This window comes from Nocardia sp. NPDC059229 (assembly GCF_042754165.1).
GTDB lineage: Bacteria > Actinomycetota > Actinomycetes > Mycobacteriales > Mycobacteriaceae > Nocardia.
The window spans coordinates 1-19,977 of record NZ_JBHZAK010000028.1; the positions used below are offsets into that span (position 1 = coordinate 1).

14 protein-coding genes and 1 pseudogene are annotated in these 19,977 nt (G+C 69.1%); 6 read left to right on the forward strand and 9 right to left on the reverse strand.

Going from position 1 to position 19,977, the window contains the following annotated elements; genetic code table 11:
* Window positions 1-135 precede the first annotated feature (135 nt).
* From ACFXHE_RS38835 to ACFXHE_RS38855, 5 genes and pseudogenes are all read right to left on the reverse strand, one after another.
* Window positions 136-335, reverse strand: a pseudogene (locus tag ACFXHE_RS38835) (transposase); the annotation flags it as partial.
* Window positions 336-441: 106 nt separating this feature from the next.
* Complete coding sequence (gene speD / locus ACFXHE_RS38840) at window positions 442-1,656, reverse strand: adenosylmethionine decarboxylase (RefSeq protein ID WP_379390025.1); 1,215 nt, start codon at window positions 1,654-1,656, stop codon at window positions 442-444.
* Between the two features lie 12 nt (window positions 1,657-1,668).
* Entirely contained in the window at window positions 1,669-2,769 is a 1,101-nt protein-coding gene (locus tag ACFXHE_RS38845) for a type III PLP-dependent enzyme (RefSeq protein ID WP_379390027.1), read from the reverse strand.
* Window positions 2,770-2,997: 228 nt separating this feature from the next.
* Window positions 2,998-5,466 carry a DEAD/DEAH box helicase gene (locus ACFXHE_RS38850; protein ID WP_379390029.1) on the reverse strand — a complete coding sequence of 823 codons (2,469 nt, stop codon included), beginning with the start codon at window positions 5,464-5,466 and terminating at the stop codon, window positions 2,998-3,000.
* An 88-nt stretch (window positions 5,467-5,554) separates the two neighbouring features.
* Window positions 5,555-6,508, reverse strand: coding sequence for a PAC2 family protein (locus ACFXHE_RS38855; RefSeq protein ID WP_354837060.1), 954 nt, complete (start codon window positions 6,506-6,508; stop codon window positions 5,555-5,557).
* A gap of 182 nt (window positions 6,509-6,690) precedes the next feature.
* On the opposite strand from ACFXHE_RS38855, the gene ACFXHE_RS38860 reads away from it, so the two are divergent.
* On the forward strand, window positions 6,691-7,398 hold the full coding sequence (locus ACFXHE_RS38860) for a sensor domain-containing protein (protein WP_379389901.1): 708 nt from the start codon (window positions 6,691-6,693) through the stop codon (window positions 7,396-7,398).
* Window positions 7,399-7,443: 45 nt separating this feature from the next.
* Here ACFXHE_RS38860 and ACFXHE_RS38865 read toward each other — a convergent pair whose 3' ends face one another.
* Both ACFXHE_RS38865 and ACFXHE_RS38870 read right to left on the reverse strand, forming a co-directional pair.
* The gene (locus tag ACFXHE_RS38865; RefSeq protein WP_379389903.1) at window positions 7,444-8,016 is read right to left on the reverse strand and encodes a hypothetical protein; all 573 of its coding nucleotides are present in this window, start codon (window positions 8,014-8,016) and stop codon (window positions 7,444-7,446) included.
* Between the two features lie 124 nt (window positions 8,017-8,140).
* Window positions 8,141-9,088 carry a helix-turn-helix transcriptional regulator gene (locus ACFXHE_RS38870; protein ID WP_379389905.1) on the reverse strand — a complete coding sequence of 316 codons (948 nt, stop codon included), beginning with the start codon at window positions 9,086-9,088 and terminating at the stop codon, window positions 8,141-8,143.
* A gap of 97 nt (window positions 9,089-9,185) precedes the next feature.
* Between ACFXHE_RS38870 and ACFXHE_RS38875 the strand changes: the two genes are divergently transcribed.
* Window positions 9,186-9,590: a VOC family protein gene (locus ACFXHE_RS38875; RefSeq protein ID WP_379389907.1), complete on the forward strand. Its 405-nt coding sequence runs from the start codon at window positions 9,186-9,188 to the stop codon at window positions 9,588-9,590.
* A gap of 311 nt (window positions 9,591-9,901) precedes the next feature.
* A complete protein-coding gene (locus tag ACFXHE_RS38880; RefSeq protein ID WP_379389909.1) occupies window positions 9,902-11,119 on the forward strand; it encodes a DUF4192 domain-containing protein in 1,218 nt (405 codons plus the stop codon).
* A gap of 22 nt (window positions 11,120-11,141) precedes the next feature.
* Here ACFXHE_RS38880 and galE read toward each other — a convergent pair whose 3' ends face one another.
* Entirely contained in the window at window positions 11,142-12,122 is a 981-nt protein-coding gene (galE, locus tag ACFXHE_RS38885; protein ID WP_379389911.1) for a UDP-glucose 4-epimerase GalE, read from the reverse strand.
* Window positions 12,123-12,125: 3 nt separating this feature from the next.
* The gene (locus tag ACFXHE_RS38890) at window positions 12,126-12,812 is read right to left on the reverse strand and encodes an iron dependent repressor, metal binding and dimerization domain protein (protein ID WP_354837046.1); all 687 of its coding nucleotides are present in this window, start codon (window positions 12,810-12,812) and stop codon (window positions 12,126-12,128) included.
* Window positions 12,813-13,031: 219 nt separating this feature from the next.
* On the opposite strand from ACFXHE_RS38890, the gene ACFXHE_RS38895 reads away from it, so the two are divergent.
* The 3 genes from ACFXHE_RS38895 to ppc all read left to right on the forward strand — a co-directional run bounded on the left by ACFXHE_RS38895 (window position 13,032) and on the right by ppc (window position 19,843).
* The gene (locus tag ACFXHE_RS38895; RefSeq protein ID WP_379389913.1) at window positions 13,032-14,306 is read left to right on the forward strand and encodes an acetoin utilization protein AcuC; all 1,275 of its coding nucleotides are present in this window, start codon (window positions 13,032-13,034) and stop codon (window positions 14,304-14,306) included.
* Window positions 14,299-17,001, forward strand: a complete 2,703-nt coding sequence (locus tag ACFXHE_RS38900) for a GNAT family N-acetyltransferase (protein WP_379389915.1) — start codon at window positions 14,299-14,301, stop codon at window positions 16,999-17,001. Before ACFXHE_RS38895 ends, ACFXHE_RS38900 begins: the two co-directional genes overlap by 8 nt.
* A 79-nt stretch (window positions 17,002-17,080) precedes the next feature.
* Window positions 17,081-19,843, forward strand: a complete 2,763-nt coding sequence (ppc, locus tag ACFXHE_RS38905; RefSeq protein ID WP_379389917.1) for a phosphoenolpyruvate carboxylase — start codon at window positions 17,081-17,083, stop codon at window positions 19,841-19,843.
* Window positions 19,844-19,977 lie beyond the last annotated feature (134 nt).

Genomic DNA, 19,977 nt, shown 5'->3' on the forward strand with positions numbered 1-19,977 from the left:
ACCTCAACCCTGGTGGACCCCAACGTGTTCGAATCCATCCGCGCCGGCAAGGCGTAAACGGGCAGACTCCGCGAGCGGCCCCCTGATCGGCGATCGCGGATTACAGGGGTCGCCGCAACACCGCTGCTGGTTGGCGGTGGACAAGAGCATAGCGAGGCGCTCGGCTGGGGTATCCCAGCCGAGCGTTTTGCGTGGTCGGTCGCTGAGTTGCTGGGCGACGCATTCGAGTCTTCGGGGCTGTGGACGGCGAGATCTGTGCCCTTCGGAAAGTACTGGCGCAGAAGGCCGTTCTCGCAGCCCTGGTCCCAGGTCAGCGAGCCGCGCAGGTGAGCGGGCTCCGAAAACGACACGGTCGCCGCAACCTCTCAAATCGAGAGTATTGCGACGACCGTGTGAACCCGCGACTCCCGTGCGGAGGCGCTTCTAGGTGGAGCTGATCGACTAGACGCTCACGCCCACACGCAGCGCGTGCGGCTCGATCGCGCCGCGGACCAGGGCCTGCGCGTCGATGGTCTCGGCCCGGTAGGGCAGGGTCGCCAGGGTGACGGTCATCTTGGCCACCGGATCCGCGATCGCCTTCGGGGTGCCGAAGATGAAGGTCCACTCGTGCTCGTCGCTGACGTAGGGCACGACGGTCTCGAACAGGTTGTGGAACCGGGTCCACGAGCGCTTCAGGGTCTCGTTGCGCCACATGGTTTGACAGCCGGCTTGCGCGGCGAGCACGCCGCCTTCGGCCAGCAGCGCCTTACAGCGGTTGAGGAAGTCGTCCTCGTAGAGGCGGTTGTGCTGCGCGTCCTCGACCCGCTCGTCCGGCAGGTCGATGCAGATCATGTCGTAGCGCACGCCCGCGGCCTCGGCCTTGGCCAGGAAGTCCCAGCCGTCGGCGTAGTGCATCTTGATCGGGCCGGTCTGTGCGACGGCCTCGGCCAGATCGGCCTGGCTGTAGCCGTAGGGGAGGTGCTCGGCGCACAGCTCCACCTCCAGCTGGTCGATGTCGACGTGGTCGACGAGCGAGGCGCCCGCGGCCACCGACATCTGCGAGGCGACACCCTCACCGGAGCCGATGATCAGCACCTTGTCCAGCTTCTCGGCCAGCGCGTAACCCGGGACCAGCATGGCCTCGTGGTAGGTGAGCTGCGAGAACTCGGTGGACTGGCGGTCGTCGTCGGAGAACAGGGAGATGCCCTGCTCGGTGCGCGCGATCACCATGTGCTGGAACGGGGTGTTGGTGTCCACGATGGTTTCCGTGGTGTTCCACACCCGGGTCAGGCCCTCGCCGACCGGCTCGTGGATCCGGCGGGCGGTGTGGCCGCGCTGGATGACCTCGATGTTGACCGAACCCGGAGACAGCTCCTGCTGCAGCAGTTCGACGGCCTTGGTGGCGCCGGAACCGATGCTGCCGCAAGTGAACACGTCGACGAAGATGTCGCCGGACTCAGGGTAGGTGTGGATCGAGGCATGCGACTCGGCCAGGAGGGCCAGGATGGTGACACCCTGCGGCTCGAACTTCTTGCTCACGACATCGCAGATGGTCACCCCCGCGGCGACCAACGATTTTCGAAGCGCGGTTTCGAGTCGTTCGAGGTCGTCGCAGAGGCTGGCGTCGACACCACCGAACTCGGCCAGCACGTGCCAGCCGGTGAATTCTGCCGTGATCATGGCTAAAACTCACTCTCGCTCAGCGCCAGTGACATGGACAGTCAAAGGCGGAAAACCGTTGAAGGACACCGACGAATAGCTCGCCGTATAGGCGCCGGTCTCGAGGATCCGAATGGGATCACCGGCTCGCAACGTGGTCGGAAGGAGGACACGCGTGCGTTGATAGAGTACATCGTCGCCATCACACGTCGGACCAGCTACCACAGCTTCGTCCTTCGGATCCGCGTCCCGATCGGTTTGGAATCGGTAGGCGATGTACTCGTTCTCGGTTTCGGCCATGCCGTTGTAGCGGCCGATGTCGAGGTATACCCAGCGCCGCCCGTCCGGCGCTACGCGAACATTCACCACTTCGGCGTGGATCACACCGGTGTTGCCCACCAGGGCGCGACCGGGTTCCACGACGAGTTCGGTGTGTTCCGGGAGAAAGCGGCTCGCCGCCTCGGCGATGGCCGCGCCCAGCTCCGCGAGTCCGGGAGCCGGATCGGCGTACGAAATCGGAAGTCCCCCACCGATATTCACCGCCGTGACTGGAATGTCCTTGACCGCCAACGCTTCCGCGATGGCGCCTGCCTGCTCGATCCCGATGCCCCAGGCCTTCGGGTCCAGCTGCTGCGAGCCGACGTGGAAATAGGGGCCGACCACGGTCAGGCCGAGATCGTGCGCCCGCACCAGCAGCCGCTTGGCCTCACCCGGCGCGCAGCCGAACTTGGTCCCGAACGGCGTCTGCGACTGCGGAGCCGACGACAGGAACCGGCACTCGACCTCGGAACCCGGCGCGTGCTCGGCGATGCGTTCCAGGTCGTCCTCGGTGTCGAAGGCGTAGCGCCGCACGCCCGCCGCGTAGGCGGTGGCGATCTGGGAAGCCTTCTTGATCGGGTTGCCGTAGCACATGACGGCCGGATCGACACCTTGCGCCAGGCAGAGCTCGATCTCACCGACGCTGGCGACGTCGAACTCCGCGCCCTCGTCGTTCAGCAGCCGGATGATCTCCGGCACGGGACTCGCCTTGACGGCGAAGCGAATTCGTGCCGCGGGAAGTGCGGCGTGCAGTGCGCGGTAGTTCGCGCGGACCTTGTCGAGGTCGATGACCAGACAGGGTGACTCGGGCATGTTTCGACCGGGCAATCTAAGGGAACTCTTTTCTGTCGGCCGCAACGGCAGGGACTCAGGCAACCTGCGAGACGATACACGCGTTGGGCCTCGAAAAACGAACCGGTGGACGATCGATTACGTCACTCTAACGCCGGAATTCGTTCGTCTGCCCCGCGCGACGTCTTACGGGACCGTGACCTCGGACCGCCGGGAGCGGCCCGCCGCTCATCCCACGGTCACCGGAAGTCAGCCCGCGGTGACCGAAAGGTCGTCGAACACCACTTCACCCGCGGCATCGGACTCGGCAAGATCCACGATGGCGTCGATGAACCAGCCGTGGTCACCGTTGGGGTCGTCGAGCACCTGCCGGACATCCCAGAATCCCGGCCGCTGCTCGACCCGGAACAGCTGTGGTCCACGGGCGTTCGGACCGGTCCCAATGGTCTCGTATTCGTCGAAATAGGGGCCGAGTTCGGCCGCCCAGTCCAGTTCGTCGCCCAGCTCGGCCAGCGCGTCCCAGCGCCGCAGCGCGGCCAGGTCCACCCGCCGGAACATGGCATTGCGCACCAGCACCCGGAACGCGCGCTCATTAGCGGTGATCGGCCGTACGGTCTCGGCCCCGAACGCCACCTGCTGATCGTCGGACTCCGCACCGGGATTGGTGAGCTGCTCCCACTCGTCGAGCAGGCTGGAGTCGACCTGCCGGATGAGTTCGCCGAGCCATTCGGTGATGTCGTCGAGTTCCTCGGTGCGCGCCTGCTCGGGCACGGTCCGCCGCAGCGCGCGATACGCGTCGGCCAGATACCGCAGCACCACGCCCTCGGAGCGGGCCAGCTCGTAGCCCGACACGAGTTCGGCGAAGGTCATGGATCGCTCGACCATCTCGCGCACCACGGATTTGGGGGAGGGCTCGAACTCCGACACCCAGGGGTGCCCGGCCTTGTAGGTCTCGAACGCGGGCTCGATGAGTTCGGCGGCCAGGGGCTTGGGCCAGGTGACCTCTTCGAGGAGTTCCATGCGCTCCTCGTACTCGATCCCGTCGGCCTTCATCTCCGCGACCGCCTCGCCGCGCGCCCGGTGCTGCTGGGCCATGAGCAGCTGGCGCGGATCCTCGAGGGTGGACTCGATCAGTGAGATCACATCGAGGGTGTAGGTCGGCGACTCCTTGTCGAGCAGTTCCAGTGCCGCCAGCGCGAACGGCGAGAGCGGTTGGTCGAGCGCGAAATCGCGCTGCAGGTCGACCATGAGCCGGGCATGTCGCCCGTACCGGTCGGGTTCGTCGAGCTGCTGGACCACGCCCGCGTCCCGCAGCGCCCGGTACAGCCGGATCGCCTTGAGGATGTGCTTGCGCTGCGCGGCCCGCGGCTCATGGTTCTCCTCCAGCAGGTGTCGCATGGCGTAGAAGCAATTGCCTTTGCGCGCAATCACATTCAGCAGCATGGAGTTGGTCACGTTGAACCGCGACACCATGGGCTCGGGCGAGGCCGCCACCAGCCGGTCGAAGGTGTCCTCCGACCAGGACACGAAACCCTCGGGTGGCTTCTTCTTCTGGACCTTCTTCAGCTTCTTGGGGTCGTCGCCCGCCTTGGCGATGAGTCGCGCGTTCTCCACCTCGTGCTCGGGAGCCTGCACGACGACCGTGCCCAGGGTGTCGTAGCCCGCGCGCCCCGCCCGGCCCGCGATCTGATGGAACTCGCGGGCATTGAGCCGGCGCGTGCGCACGCCGTCGAACTTGGTGAGTCCGGTCAGCATCACGGTGCGGATCGGCACGTTGATACCGACACCGAGGGTGTCGGTGCCGCACACCACCTTCAGCAGCCCGTCCTGGGCGAGCTTCTCGACCAGTCGTCGGTACTTGGGCAGCATGCCCGCGTGGTGCACGCCGATGCCGTGGCGGATGAACCGCGACAGCGTCTTGCCGAAGCCGGTGGCGAAGCGGAACTCGCCGATGGCCGTGGCGATGGCGTCCTTCTCGGCCTTGGACGAGACATTGACGCTCATCAGCGCCTGCGCCCGCTCCATGGCCGCGGCCTGGGTGAAGTGCACGACGTACACCGGCGCGAGGCTGGTGGTCACCAGATCCTCGAGCGTCTCGGTGATGGGTGTGCGCACATACGAAAAGCTCAGCGGCACCGGCCGTTCCGAACCGGACACCACGGCGGTCTCGCGGCCGGTGCGCCGGGTCAGGTCCTCGGCGAAGAAGTCGACCTCGCCGAGCGTGGCCGACATGAGCAGGAACTGCGCGCCGGGCAGTTCGATCAGCGGCACCTGCCACGCCCAGCCGCGATCGGGGTCGGCGTAGTAGTGGAACTCGTCCATGATCACCTGACCGATATCGGCGGAAGCGCCCTCGCGCAGCGCCAGATTCGCCAGGATCTCCGCGGTGGCGCAGATGATCGGCGCTTCCGGATTCACCGCGGCGTCGCCGGTCACCATGCCCACCCGGTCGGCCCCGAAGACGTCGCACAGCGCGAAGAACTTCTCGCTCACCAGCGCCTTGATCGGCGCGGTGTAGTAGCTGCGCTGGCCCCGGTTGAGCGCCGCGAAATGCGCGCCCAGCGCGACCAGCGACTTCCCGGACCCGGTCGGTGTGTTCAGGATGACGTTCGACCCGGTGACCAGCTCCAGCAGCGCTTCTTCCTGCGCCGGATACAGATTCAGGCCGGCCGAGCTCGCCCAGTCGGCGAAGGTCTCGTACAACCAGTCCGGGTCCACGTCGGATACGGCACGGTCGGGAACCAATTCGGACAGCTGCACGCCGCCCAACGTTACCGGTCGCCCCCGCGGACGCCGGTAGCGACCACTACCGCAGCGGCGGGTTCTCCGGTCCGTCGCCGTCGGCGTAGCCGGCCTGCTCGGCCAGGAAGCGCTCGAACTCCGCGCCCAGCTCGTCACCGGTGGGCAGGTCGTTCTCGCTGGCCAGCAGGCTGGACTGGCGTTCCTGGGCGGTGACGAAGCTGTCGTACTGGCGTTCCAGCGCCGCCACCACGGTCTCCACCTCGGAGTTGCCGGCGATCTGCTCGTTGACCTGTTCGCGCACCCGCGCGGCGGCATCGGTGAGCGCGGCCAGCGGTAGTTCGAGGCCCGCGTTCTCGGCGACGTTCTCCAGCAGCGTCTGCGCGGCCTCCGGGTAGGCGGTCTGGGTCAGGTAGTGCGGCACATGGACCGAGAAACCGACCGACTCGTGCCCGTGCTGGGCCATCCGGAACTCCAGCAGCGAGGAGGCGCTGCCCGGCACCTGCAGCTCACCCGGCCAGCGCTGGTGATCGCCGATCAGATCGGAGTCGGAGGCGTGCGCGGTGACGCCGAGGGGACGGGTGTGCGGAATCGCCATGGGAATCGCGCTCAGACCGATGGTCCGGCGCACGCCCAGCTGCTCGGCGAGCAGGCGCACCGCGGTGACGAACCGCTCCCAGCGCAGGTCCGGCTCCAGCCCGGCCAGCAGCAGGAACGGCGTGCCGGCGGTGTCCTTGAGCGCCCACAGGCTCAGTTCCGGCTCGGTGTAGTCGGAGAAGTGGTCGGTTTTGAAGGTCATCAGCGGCCGCCGCGAGCGGTAGTCCAGCAGCTCGTCCATGTCGAACGAGGCGACCAGTTCGTGCTCGAGGCTTTCCTTCAGATGCGTGGTGGCGAGGCGTACCGCGTGCCCGGCATCGGTGAAGCCCTCGAGACCGTGCACCAGCACCGGACCCGAGCCGTCGGCGGACGACAGCTGCGGAGCCGGGAACTCCAGCTCGTACATTCGCGACTCGTAGTCCATCGCGTACTCCTTCCTGCGTGGCCCACTTTCGCGACCAACCCACATTGTCCCTCATGCGCATGACAGGTGTGCACCACCCGCATTGGGTGTGCAACACGCCGGGCCCGGACACGCATTCCCGGCAGTGTGCCGCGCGGCGTGGCATTCGGTGTGAACAGCCGATTTTCGGCATAGTGGGCGGAGTGATCGCGCCCTTCCGCACCCCCGCACGCAGCAGCCTCAGGACCGCGCGCACCGTGGGGATCGTGGCGCTGGGCGGGTTGCTCGCCGCATGCGGGACCACGGTTTCCGGTCATCCGATCGCCGCCCGCAATCCGGTGCCGGCGGCCGGCTCCGACACCGGTCTGACCAAACTGCTGCCGGATCCCTCGCAATTCCCGTCGCGGTACCCCGCGATCGTGCTGCCCGCCGAGGCCTCGAGCCAGGCCGCCAATGATCTCGAGGGCTACCTGCCGGGTGCACAAGTGGATCCGAACACCTGCGCACCGGCCACGCCCACCGCGGGCCCGGCGGTGGCCGTCGGCACCGACGACACCACCCGCGCCACCCTCACCGTGGCGCTCACCCGGTCGGGTCGACCGCTGTCGGCACTGCGAGATCAGTTGCAGCGCTGCGGAACCGTGCGTGTCGGGCACTCCGGCGTCACCTCGGTGGTGACCACGCAGCTGGATCCGCCGCCGCCGGTCGATGCCGACGACTCACTCGCGCTGCGCCGCACGGTCGGCACCGACAAGAGTGCGACCGGTCTCACCAGGACCATGCAGACGCTGGTGGGTCAGATCGGCGATGTGCGAATCGCGGTGACGTACATGACCTCCGGGTCCACCTCCGACAGCGAGGCCCTCGACGCCCTGTTCACCACCGCGGTGCGCAAGGTTCGCAAGGGCTGAGACCCGAGGGAGCCGACCTCTGCCCATTTCGGCTCCCGGGCCCGATCAGCAGACGGGAAGCGGGGTGGCCGACCCCGACGCGGAACCGCTGCCCGCCGAACCGCTTCCGCCCGAGCCGCTGGCCGAGCCGCTGCCCGCGGAACCGCTTCCGCCCGAGCCGCTGGCCGAGCCGCTGCCTGCGGACCCGCTGCTCGACGAGCCCGGGAACAGCGAGGAAACCGGCGGGCAGGAACCACCCTGGCCGACGACGTAGACGATGGTCGCCTGGGCCAGGCCCTGCCGGACGCCGATGGTGTAGGTGCCGTCGGAGGTCGGATGCCAGGGCATGTTCGCCGCGGCGCCGGCGCCGTACGAGGTCGGGGTGAGGGTGCCGATGACCGCGCCGTTCACCAGGAAGTCGACCGGGCTGAGCTGGTCGGAGCCGGACAGCGAGGCCTGGATGGAGCAGCCGTTGGCGACAGAGCACGTCTTGTCGCTGGTGAGCCCGGCGACATTGATGTTGTCGACCGCCGCCCCGGCCGGGGCGGCCAGTACCGACCCGGCCACGACCGCGAGCGCCGCGACCGCGCAGGCGCCGGCGGCGGACCGTCGCAGATCCGGGGAGAGCTGATTACTCATGGGTGAATCCTTTCGGCGCGTTGAAGGGGTCGCGCCGGGCGGACTGTAACAGTGGCGGGCCGCTCAATTGAGCGAAATCGCCACTGCTGCAACATGATTCGGTTATCGCATAACAGGGAAGCGGTTACTCGCCGGTTCGGTAGCGCTGCACCAGCTCGGCGCCCAGCCGGGCGAGTTCGGCGCGCACCGACTCCGGCTCGACCACCTCCAGAGCCGCGCCCCAGCCCGCCAACTGCTGGGCGATCATGAGCGGCGTCGGCGCGGTGATCCGGGCCCGGACCCGCCCGTCGCCGGTCATACCGTCCAGAACGCAGTGCCGCCCTTGCTGTTTGCGCAGCACCGGCGCGAGCGCAGCCTGGATCAGCACGGTGGCCGAGAGGGCGGAGCGGTGCCGTTCGACCTCCTCGACCACCTCCGACCAGGCGGTCGACAGGTCGAAATCCTCCGGCCGGCGGGCGATCTCGTCGGTGATCGCCAGGGTGGCGATCCGGTCCACGCGGAAGGTCCGCTGCCCGTGCTCGGTTCCGGCCACCAGGTACCAGTTGCCGTCCTTGTCCACCAGGCCCCACGGATCGACCACCCGCTCGGTCTGCCGCCCGGCCCGGTCGTAGGCGAACCGGATCCGGCGGCGGCGCACCACCGCTCGCTGCAACTCCTCCACCAGCGCGGGCGGCCGCTGGTCCGATTCGCCCCAGCGGGCCGGGTCCACCACGATCGCGCCCGCCGCCGCCTCGGCCTCGGTACGGAAGGGCTGCGGCAAGGCGCGCAACAATTTCCGCAGGGCCGACTTGGTGGCGGGTGTGGCCGTCGCCACCGGGCCCAGCAACAGGAACAGGGCCTGGGCCTCGGCGGCGGTGAGGCCGCTGAGATCCGTGCGTGCACCGCCCACCAGGGCCCAGCCGCCGCCGCGTCCGGGCTGCGGGTAGATCGGAATCCCGGCCGTGGACAGGGCCTCCAGGTCCCGGCGCGCGGTCGCCACCGACACCTCGAGCTCGGCCGCGACCTCCGCCGCGGTGACCCGTCCCCGGGTCTGCAGGAACAGCAGGGTGGCCACCAGTCGATCCGCGCGCATATCCGGAATTCTGCCCGGTAAAGTGCTCATTCGGTGAGCACTTTGAGCGCGATGATGGATTCAGACCGAGAACCACCCTCGACCCAGGAGAGCGACCATGCTGCGTGGAATGGCCACCGTCAACTACTTCGCCGACGATCTGGAGGCGGCCAAGGACTGGTACAGCGAACTGCTCGGTGTCGCACCGTATTTCACCGTGCCCGGCGGGTACTACGAATTCCGCATCGGTGACTACCAGGCCGAGCTCGGGATCATCAACAGGAAGTTCGCGCCCTCGCACCCGGATGTCCCGGGCGGTCAGATCGTGAACTGGCATGTCGACGATGTGGCGGCCACCTTCGGGCGGCTGCTCGGCATGGGAGCCACCGTCTACGAGCCGATCATCGAACGCGGCGAGGGGACCGGGTTCGTGACGGCCTCGGTGGTGGACCCGTTCGGCAATGTCCTGGGCATCATGTCCAATCCGCACTACCTGGAGATCCTGGGTGAGTCCCGGCCGTGATGAATCGTGCTCGGCATGGCGCGATACTCCTTCCGGCACTGTGCAGGACACTCCTTCCGGCACGGCGCAGGACCAGTGCCGAGGCGGACTGTAACAGTGTGACCGCGCCCGCTCGGTCAAAATGAAACGAATCTATTTCAAGTTCGGGTCCGGCGGTTCGGGCGCACGGTAGCAGCGGGCACCGACAGCTCGCGGCCCTACCCGCCCGGGGCTCGCCGAGTAGTCCACGGCGCGCCGAAACATCCACAGCCTCAGCGAAACCCGAGGTCGGCCGCCCGGGGCGGTCTGCGGCGCGGCGCACTCTCGACGGCATGAACGCACCCAGCGAGCCCACGCCACCCGTCGAACCCACCCCACCCGTCGAGCCGAAGTCGGCTGTCGAGCCCGAGCCACCCGATCGTCCCGAGCCTGCTGCCGATCCTCCCTTCGAAGATCCCGGCGAGCCCGGGGCGCGGCTGCGGGCGCCCGGCGATCTGATCGCGGCCGTCCCGGCAATGCTCGGGTTCATGCCCGCACGGTCGCTGGTGGTGACGGTGCTGCGAGCGGATCAGGCGTCGCCGGATACCGCGGCGGTCGAGGTGGTGACCCGGATGGATCTGGACAATCCCGGGCGGAGTGCGATGGGGATGCTGGTCGAGCGGGTCGCGGGCATCTGCGTGCGGCACCGGGCCGTCGCGGCGCTGGCCCTCGTCGTCGACGACCGGGCCACAGTGCCGACCCGCAAGCACCGGGGCGTGCGGGCGCGCAAGCACCACGATCTCGTTGCGGCGCTGGAACATCGGCTGGATGTCGACGCCGTGCAGCTGGCGGGGGCCTGGGCGGTGCAGGCCATCGGCGCCGAACTGCCGTGGTGGACGCTGTCCGGACCGTGGTCGCGCGGACTGCAATCGGATCCGGCGGCCTCGATGGTAACGCTGCAGCATGTGCTGGCGGGCCGTCCGCTGCGCGGTTCCCGGCGGGAGCTGACCGATATCCTCGCCGTCGACCCGGTGGCACGCGACGCCACCGCCACCGCCCTGGAGGTGGCGGTCGCCGCCGCGGCCCGGCGGCTGGCCCGGGTTGTGCAGCGCGGCGATCCGCGCGTACAGCTGCGGCTCGAGGTGTGCCGGGTGCTGCGCTACCTGGAACGCGTCGAGACCGGTGCCCGGCTCACGCCGGCCGAGGTGGCGGATGTGGCCGTGGCCCTGCGGGATTCGGCGCTGCGCGACATCATGTTCGGGCTCGCCCCGGGCCCGCGCGCCGACGGTGCTGAGGCGTTGTGGCTGCAGCTGGCGCGGGCGCTGCCGGATCCGGATCGCGCCGAAGCGGCGGCACTGCTGGGCTATTGCGCCTACACGCGCGGGGACGGCCCGCTCGCGGGCGTAGCGCTGGACGCCGCGCTGGCCGCCGATCCGAAGCACCGCATGGCGATGCTGCTGGACCTCGGCTTACAGACGGGTTTGCGACCGGAGCGGCTGGGCCGCCTCGCGGACTCCGGCCGGGAGGCGGCGGCCGAACTCGGCATCCACCTCGGGCCGGAGCCGCGATGACAATGCGGCCGGCGCCGCGGACTCAGCGTGCGCTGTGCGCGCGGTCGCCCAGCGAGCGCAGGAAATCCCAGGCGTCGGAGACGATCTCGTCGAGATCGGTGTGCTCGGGCCGCCAGCCGAGTTCGGCGATGGCCTTGGCGCTGGAGGCGATCAGCACGGCGGGGTCACCGGCACGGCGCGGCGCGTCCACCGAATTGATCGGCAGGCCCGTCACCCGCGCGCACGCCGAAATGACCTCGCGCACCGAGAAACCGGTGCCGCTGCCCAGATTGAAGATGCGGTGCACGCCCGGCTGCGACTGCGCCAGCGCCCGCAGGTGCGCCTGCGCCAGATCGCGAATGTGGATGTAGTCGCGCACCGCGGTGCCGTCCGGCGTCGGGTAGTCGGTGCCGAACACCGAGATCGACTCACGATGACCCAGTGCGGTCTGCAACACCAGGGGGATGAGATGGGTTTCCACCACACGGTTCTCGCCGAGCCCGGCGTACGCGCCGGCCACATTGAAATAGCGCAGGCTGGTCGCGGCCAGACCGTGCGCCGCCGCGTACGAGGTGATGGCGTAGTCGATGGACAGCTTCGACGCGCCGTAGGGGTTGGTCGGCTGCTTGGGCGCGTCCTCGACGATCGGCACCTGCTTCGGCTCGCCGTACACGGCCGCGGTGGAGGAGAACACCAGCCGGGGGGTGCCCGCGTCGCGCATGGCCTCGAGCAGCGCGAGGGTCTTCACCACATTGCCGTGCCAATACTTCTCCGGCGCCGCCACCGATTCGCCGACCAGCGACTGGGCCGCGAAATGCAGCACGCCGTCGAAGGATTCGGCCGCGATGAGCTCGGCGCCCGCGGTGGCGATATCGCCCTCGACGAACTTGGCCCCGGCTGGAACGCCGTCGGCATTGCCGGTGGACAGATCGTCGACGACCACGACCTCGTGGCCGTCCTCGAGCAGAACCTGCGCGCAGACGCCACCGACGTAGCCGGCGCCTCCGGTAACCAGAAGCTTCACGTATCAGACCAACTTCACTTGGACGGCGTGCGCCATCTCGTCGGACAGTTCGAATCCCTCATGGCCGGGCACCGAGATGATCACCGCACCCGGTTTGGTCTCCACGGTCACGCGGGCATCGGGCACCACGCCCGCCTCCCGGAGCTGATTGATGGTCTCCGGATCGGTCTGGATGTGCTCCGAGAGCCGCCGCACCACCACGGCCTGCGCCTGCCCGGTCGGCAGATCGCTGAGCCGGACCAGCTTCTCGTCGGCGGAGGCATTGGCCTGCAGGCCCAGTTCGTCCAGACCCGGAATGGGATTGCCGTAGGGGGAGGTGGTGGGGTGGTTGAGCACCTCGACCAGGCGGCGCTCGACCTCCTCGCTCATCACGTGCTCCCAGCGGCACGCCTCGGCGTGCACGTTCTCCCACTCCAGCCCGATGATGTCGACCAGCAATCGCTCGGCGAGCCGGTGCTTGCGCATCACGGCGACCGCCATGGCGCGGCCCTTCTCGGTCAGTTCGAGGTGGCGATCACCGGCGACGGTCAGCAGGCCGTCGCGCTCCATCCGCGCGACCGTCTGGCTCACCGTCGGGCCGCTCTGCTCGAGACGTTCGGCGATGCGCGCGCGCAGCGGCGTGACACCCTCCTCCTCGAGGTCGTAGATGGTACGGAGATACATCTCCGTGGTGTCGACCAGATCCTTCACCTGTTAAACCCCTTCGTCGGCACGAATTCTACCCATGCACGGCGGCTGCACCGGGCGACAGCTTATTTCGCGAACTTACTGTCAACACCCAGGACGGGCAGCGTGTTCCCTGCGGGTTCTCCGTGCGCACACAGCGTCGGCGATACCCTGCCATCCCGGTACGACAGCATTGCGGTGTCCAAAGACTACGAACTCGTGCGACGCATTAGCGTGGCAGGTATGCCTGGCCGAGTTCGTGGTGACGGAACCCCCATTGGCGATGGAACCGTTGCCGGCGATGGAACCGTCGTCTGGTCCGATCGGTTCCTCGATTACACCTGGACCCCGGAGCATCCCATGCGGCCGGTGCGGCTGCAGTTCACCATGGCGCTCGCCGAGGGGCTCGGACTGCTCGACGGAGTGGAGCGGATCACACCCGGGGCGGCCGCGGAATCGGAACTGCTGCGGGTGCACACCCACGACTACATCGAGGCGGTCAAGCACGCTCATCAACCTCCCGGACCCGCTCCGACCGCACCGCCCTACGGACTCGGCTCGGCCGACAATCCGGTCTTCCCGCACATGCACGAGGCGGCGTCGGTGATCGTGGGCGGCACCCTGGCCGCGGCGCAGGAGATCGCGGCCGGGCGCACCCGGCGGGCGGTGAGCATCGGTGGTGGTATGCATCACGCCATGCCGGCCTCGGCAGCGGGGTTCTGTGTGTACAACGATGTAGCGGTGGCGATTTCGTGGTTGCTGGACAACGGGTTCGACCGCATCGCCTATGTCGATGTGGATGTGCACCACGGTGACGGCGTGCAGCGGGTGTTCTACGGTGACCCGCGCGTGCTGACCATTTCGGTGCATCAGCACCCGGCGACGCTGTGGCCCAACACCGGATGGCCGGAGGAGACGGGTTCGGGTCCGGCCGAGGGGACAGCCATCAATCTGCCCATTATGCCCGGCACCCGGGATCCGTTGTGGCTGCGCGGTTTCCATGCCGTGGTGCCGGGTGCGCTGGCGGCGTTCCGGCCGCAGATCGTGATCAGCCAGTGCGGGGTCGACACCCACCGCGAGGATCCGCTGGCGGATCTGGAACTCACGGTGGACGGTCAGCGCGCGGCCTTCATCGCCATGCGCGATCTGGCCGACCGGTATGCCGAGGGCCGCTGGCTGGCGGTCGGCGGCGGCGGGTACGGGCTGATCCGGGTGGTGCCCCGGGCCTGGACCCATCTGCTGGCAACGGCTCTGGGCCGCACCATCGATCCCGCCACCCCGACGCCGCCGCAGTGGCGTGAGCAGGTGGGCGCCTACGCGCCCATGGTCGCCGTGCCCGAGAGCATGGGCGACGGCGCGGATATCGGCTTCGCGCGCTGGGACGGCCCCGGGGGCGGCCGCGACACCGGCGACGAGCGCGCCGACCGCGCCCGCCGGGCTCTCGACATATCCGTATTGGCTACGCGCCGGGCGAGTTTCGGCCTGCTCGGCCTGGATCCGGAGGATCCCCGTGACTGACTCCGCCGCCCCGGCCCTGCCCTCGGACACGCCCGGCACACCCGTGAATCCGCCTTCGCCGCCGGAGCATTGGTTCGCCGACGTGCTGGCCTCCGACGGTGGCGTGGTGGGATTGCGGCCGATCACCCCCGACGACGCGGAGGCGCTGGAGCGGTTCCACGAGGGGCTGTCGGACCGCACCCGGTATCTGCGGTACTTCGGTCCGTACCCGCGCATGACGCCGAAGGATCTGTACCGGACCACGCACGTCGACTATCGGGACCGGGTCGGGCTGGTGACCGAGCTCGGCGACGAGATCATCGCGGTGGGCCGCTACGAGTACCTGGCCGATCGGCCGGGACCCCGTGCGGCCGAGGTGGCCTTCGTGGTCGCCGACGGCCATCAGGGGCGTGGGCTGGGGTCGATTCTGCTCGAGCATCTGGCGGGTGCGGCGGCCGAGAACGATTTCGCGACCTTCGTGGCCGAGGTGCTGGCCGAGAACAATGCCATGGTGCAGGTGTTCCGGGACGCCGGATATCAGGTGCAGCGCAGCCGCGACGGGTCGGTGCTGCATCTGGAGTTCGCCATCGACCCCACCGAGGCGCTGCTGTCGGTGCGAGATTCGCGGGAGCGGGCCTCGGAGGCGCGCAGTGTCGGGAACCTGTTGTCGCCCAAGTCCATCGCGGTGATCGGGGCCACGCCGTCGACCAGCCGGGTGGGTGGCGCGGTGCTGGCCAATCTGCTGTCGGGGGCCTACCAGGGGCCGGTGTTCCCGGTGAACCGCAATCGCACGGCCGTGCGCGGGGTGCGGGCGTATCCGACGGTGCGCGACATTCCCGACGAGGTCGATCTGGCGGTGATCGCGGTGCCCGCCACCGAGATCGGGTCGGTGCTCGACGATTGCATGGCCAAGGGCGTCAAGGGGCTGGTGGTGCTGACCGCCGGATTCTCCGAGACCGGTCCGTACGGCTATCAGGCCGAGCGGGAGCTGGTCGACGCCGCGCGGGCGCACGGTATGCGGGTGGTGGGGCCGAGCGCGCTCGGTATCGCCAATACCGATCCGCGGATCGCCCTGAACGCCACCCTCGCACCGGTGCTGCCCGGGCGCGGGCGCATCGGATTCTTCTGCCAGTCCGGACCGTTGGGCGCGGCCATTCTCGGTGAGGCGGCGGCGCGGCAGCTGGGACTGTCCACCTTCGTCTCCGCCGGCAACCGCGCCGACGTCTCCGGCAACGACCTGCTCCAGTACTGGGACAGCGATCCGGACACCGATGTGGTGCTGCTGTACCTGGAGACCTTCGGCAATCCGCGCAAGTTCTCCCGCATCGCGCGGCGGGTCGCGCACACCAAACCCATTGTGGCCGTGAACAGCGGCCGCTATGCCGCACGGGTGGAGGGGGACCGGGACCTGGACCGGTCGCTGGTGCGCAATCTGTTCGCGCAGGCCGGGATCATCCAGGTCGATTCCATCACCGAGCTTTTCGACTGCGCCATGCTGCTGGCCTATCAGCCGCTGCCCGCCGGGCCGCGGCTGGCGGTGATCGGCAACAGCGCCGCGCTGAGCTGGCTGGCGGTCGACGCGGCGCGCGGGGAGGGACTCGAGGTCGATGAGCCCACCGACCTCGGGCCGCAGGCGAGTCCGGCGGACTACCTGACCGCCGTCGCCGCGGCGGTCACCGACCGGGCTGTGGACGCGGTCATCGTCATCTATTCGCCGCCGGTGCCGGCGGCGGTCGTCTCCTTTGCCGAGGCCATTCGCTCCGGCGCCCAATCCGATCCCGCCACACCGGTTCTCACCACCTTCGTCGCCGATCAGGGCATGCCCAACCTGCTCGCTACGCGCGGGCTGGGCGGAATTCTCGAGCGCGGTTCCATTCCCTCCTACGGGGATCCGGAACGGGCCGCGCGGGCGCTGGCCCGGGCGCGCCGCTACGCCGACTGGCGTACCCGACCGCTGTCGCCGGTGGTCCGTCCGGGCGGCGTCGACACCGCGCGGGCACGGGAACTGGTGGCGGAGTGGATGAACGCGGACTCGGCGCACTGGCTCACCGACCTGCAGGCCGCGGAACTGCTGGGCTGCTACGGGATTCGCGTGGTGGAGTTCCGCGAGGTGCTCGACGCCGACGCCGCGGTGGACGCGGCCGAGGAGCTGGGTTTTCCGGTGGCCGCCAAGGCGACCGGCGAAATGTGGCGCAATCGACCGGATCTCACCGGGGTGCGGCTGGATCTGTGGCGCCCGGACGCGGTGCGGCGCGCGTTCACCGACCTGAGCGAGATCTCGGGCAATCCGGTGCACATTCAGCGCATGGCGACCAAGGGCGTGGGCTGCACCTTCCGGGTGCAGGACGACCCGTCGTTCGGTTCGGTCATCAGTTTCGGGCTCTCGGGCACCATCATCGATCTGCTCGGCGACCGCGTCTACCGGGCACTGCCGCTGACCGAGGCGGAGTCGGCCGAACTCATCGACGCGCCCCGCGCCGCCCCGCTGCTGTCGGGCACCGTGGGCGGCCGCGATATCGGCAAACCGGTGGACAAGGGCGCGCTGGCCGAACTGGCGCAACGGATCTCGGCGCTGTGCGACGACCTGCCGGAGGTGCGGGAGCTGCAGTGCGAACCGGTACTGGCCTCGCCGGAAGGCGCGGCCGTGCTGTACGGACGGGTTCGGATCGGGCCGGAACCCAACAGGTTCGACATCGGTCCGCGCCGGATGGGTTGAGCAGCCGCCCCGACCCCCGACTACGACAAGGACGAGCGGCCCGGGACACCAGAAGCAGTGCTTCGGAGAGGTGAACGTAGTGCAGGCACACCAGATCGAGACAGCGACCGCGCCACTGCGCGACGACATTCGGTTCCTCGGCGGGATCCTCGGTGACACCATTCGCGACCACGAGGGTGCGGAGATCTTCGACCTGATCGAGCGGGTCCGGGTGGAGGCCTTCCGGATTCGCCGCTCCGAGGTGGAGCGCAGCGCGGTGGCCGACATGCTGCGCGATGTCGACATCCGCGCCGCCATCCCGGTGATCCGCGCCTTCAGCCACTTCCTGCTGCTGGCCAATCTGGCCGAGGACCTGCAGCGGGATCGGCGGCGCGCGGTGCACGTGGCGGCGGGGGAGCCGCCCCAGGAATCCAGCCTGGCCGCCACTTACCGCAAGCTCGACGCCGCCGGGCCGGACGGGGACGTGGTGGCCGACCTGCTCGCCGACGCCCTGGTGTCGCCGGTCATCACCGCGCATCCGACCGAGACCCGGCGCCGCACCATCTTCGATGTGCAGGCCCGGATCACCGAGCTCATGCGGCAGCGGCAGCGCTACAACAAATACGAGCCGGAGTTCGCCGAGCTCGAGGTCGACATCCGCCGGCAGGTGCTGCAGCTGTGGCGGGCGGCGCTGATCCGGCTGGCGCGCCTGCGGATTCAGGACGAGATCGAGGTCGGGCTGCGCTACTACGACCTGACGCTGTTCGATGTCATCCCGCGCATCAACGATCAGGTGCGGGCCGCGCTGCGATCGCGGTGGCCCGGCCACGAACTGCTGGCGCGCCCGATCCTGCGGCCCGGCTCGTGGATCGGCGGCGACCGGGACGGCAATCCCTTCGTCACCGCCGACGTGGTGCACCGGGCCACCCACCGCGCGGGTGCGGTCGCGTTCGACCGGTACCTGAAATCGCTGCTGGAACTGGAGAAGACGCTGTCGCAGTCGGCGCGACTGGTGCCGGTGACCCCGGAGCTGTCGGCTCTCGCCGACGCCGGATTCGACGATTCGCCGCAGCGCGCCGACGAGCCGTACCGCCGTGCCGTGCGCGGTATCCGTGCGCGGCTGAGCGCCACCGCGTGCCGGGCGCTGGGGGAAATCCCCACGGACGGCATCGATGTCGGCGCGCAACCGTACGCCGGGCCTGCGGAGCTGCTGGCCGATCTGGGCGTGGTCGACGCGTCCATGCGCGCATCCGGCGACGGGCTGCTGGCCGATGACCAGCTGGCCACGCTGCGGGCCGCGGTGCAGACCTTCGGGTTTCATCTGCAGGGCCTGGACATGCGCCAGAATTCGGAAACCCACGAGCAGGTCGTGGCCGAGCTGTTCGCCTGGGCCGGAGTGCATTCCGACTACGCCTCCCTCGACGAGGCTCGGCGGGTCGAGTTGCTGTCCGCCGAATTGACCACGCGCCGGCCGCTGGTCGGACCGAACGCGGCGCTGAGCGAGCTCGCCGCCAAGGAACTCGGAGTGGTGCGCGCCGCCAATGCCGCGCTCGACGATCTGGGCCCGGACACCGTGCCCAACTACATCATCAGCATGTGCACCTCGGTGAGCGACATGCTCGAAGCCGCCCTGCTCCTGAAGGAGGCGGGCATTCTCGATCCGGGCGGCGCGGGGTCTCCGCCGTCCAGCCCGGTCGGGGTGGTGCCGCTGTTCGAGACCATCGACGACCTGCGCGACGGTGCCGAAATCCTCGGCGCCGCACTGGAAGTGCCCGCCTATCAGCGGCTGGTGGCCGCGCGTGGCATGCAGCAGGAGGTCATGCTCGGCTACTCCGACTCCAACAAGGACGGCGGGTATCTGGCCGCCAACTGGGCGCTGTATCGCGCCGAGCTGAACCTGGTGGAGGTGGCCCGCAAGACCGGAATCCGCCTGCGGCTCTTCCACGGTCGCGGCGGCACCGTCGGCCGCGGCGGTGGCCGCAGCTACGACGCCATCCTGGCCCAGCCCGCCGGTGCGGTGCGCGGTGCGCTGCGCCTGACCGAGCAGGGCGAGGTCATCTCCACCAAGTACGCCGATCCCGGCACCGCCTACCGCAATCTGGAGGCGCTCGTCGCGGGCACCCTGGAGTCCACCCTGCTCGATGTCGAGGGCCTGGGCGCGGATGCCGAACCCGCCTACGAAATGCTGGACGATCTGGCCGAATCGGCCCGCGCGGCGTACTCGAAGCTGGTCCACGAGACCCCCGGCTTCGTCGACTACTTCCGGGCCTCCACCCCGATCGCGGAGGTCGCCGACCTGAACCTGGGCAGCCGCCCCGCCTCCCGCAAGCCCACCAACTCCGTCTACGACCTGCGCGCCATCCCGTGGGTCATGGCCTGGAGCCAGTCCCGCGTCATGCTCCCCGGCTGGTACGGCACCGGCACCGCGTTCGAACAGTGGATCGGCGACGACCCGGCCCGCCTGGCCACCCTTTCCGACCTCTACCGCCGCTGGCCCTTCTTCCGCACCGTCCTGTCCAACCTGGCCCAGGTGATGGCCAAAGCGGACATGGACATCGCCGCCTCCTACGCCGGCCTGGTCCCCGATAAAGCCCTGCGCGACACCGTCTTCCACATGATCTGCGACGAGTTCACCCGTACCGCCCGCATGCACGCCGCCATCACCGGCACCGACGAACTCCTCGCCGACAACCCGGCCCTGGCCGAGTCCATCCACAACCGTTTCCCGTACCTCGAACCCCTCAACCAGCTCCAGGTCGAACTGCTACGCCGCCGCCGGGCCGGCGACACCTCCGAACTCGTCGAACGCGGCATCCTGCTCACCATGAACGGCCTGGCCACCGCACTCCGCAACTCCGGCTAGCCGCACTCGGCCCTGGCTCGGCTGCCCCCGAAGGGACTCGGCTGCCCCGGAAAGCTGGGGCAGCCGAGATAAGTGGAATCTCGATATTTCACACTCTGCGAACGTTAGTGTTCGTCGACCCCATCGGCGGGGTC

Bases quoted from the DNA above. Each gene is read 5' to 3' on its own strand.
- ACFXHE_RS38845 (WP_379390027.1), bottom strand. From the start codon at position 2,769: ATGCCCGAGTCACCCTGTCTGGTCATCGACCTCGACAAGGTCCGCGCG.
- ACFXHE_RS38855 (WP_354837060.1), bottom strand. From the start codon at position 6,508: ATGGACTACGAGTCGCGAATGTACGAGCTGGAGTTCCCGGCTCCGCAG.
- ACFXHE_RS38865 (WP_379389903.1), bottom strand. From the start codon at position 8,016: ATGAGTAATCAGCTCTCCCCGGATCTGCGACGGTCCGCCGCCGGCGCC.
- ACFXHE_RS38870 (WP_379389905.1), bottom strand. From the start codon at position 9,088: ATGCGCGCGGATCGACTGGTGGCCACCCTGCTGTTCCTGCAGACCCGG.
- ACFXHE_RS38875 (WP_379389907.1), top strand. From the start codon at position 9,186: ATGCTGCGTGGAATGGCCACCGTCAACTACTTCGCCGACGATCTGGAG.
- ACFXHE_RS38880 (WP_379389909.1), top strand. From the start codon at position 9,902: ATGAACGCACCCAGCGAGCCCACGCCACCCGTCGAACCCACCCCACCC.
- ACFXHE_RS38895 (WP_379389913.1), top strand. From the start codon at position 13,032: ATGCCTGGCCGAGTTCGTGGTGACGGAACCCCCATTGGCGATGGAACC.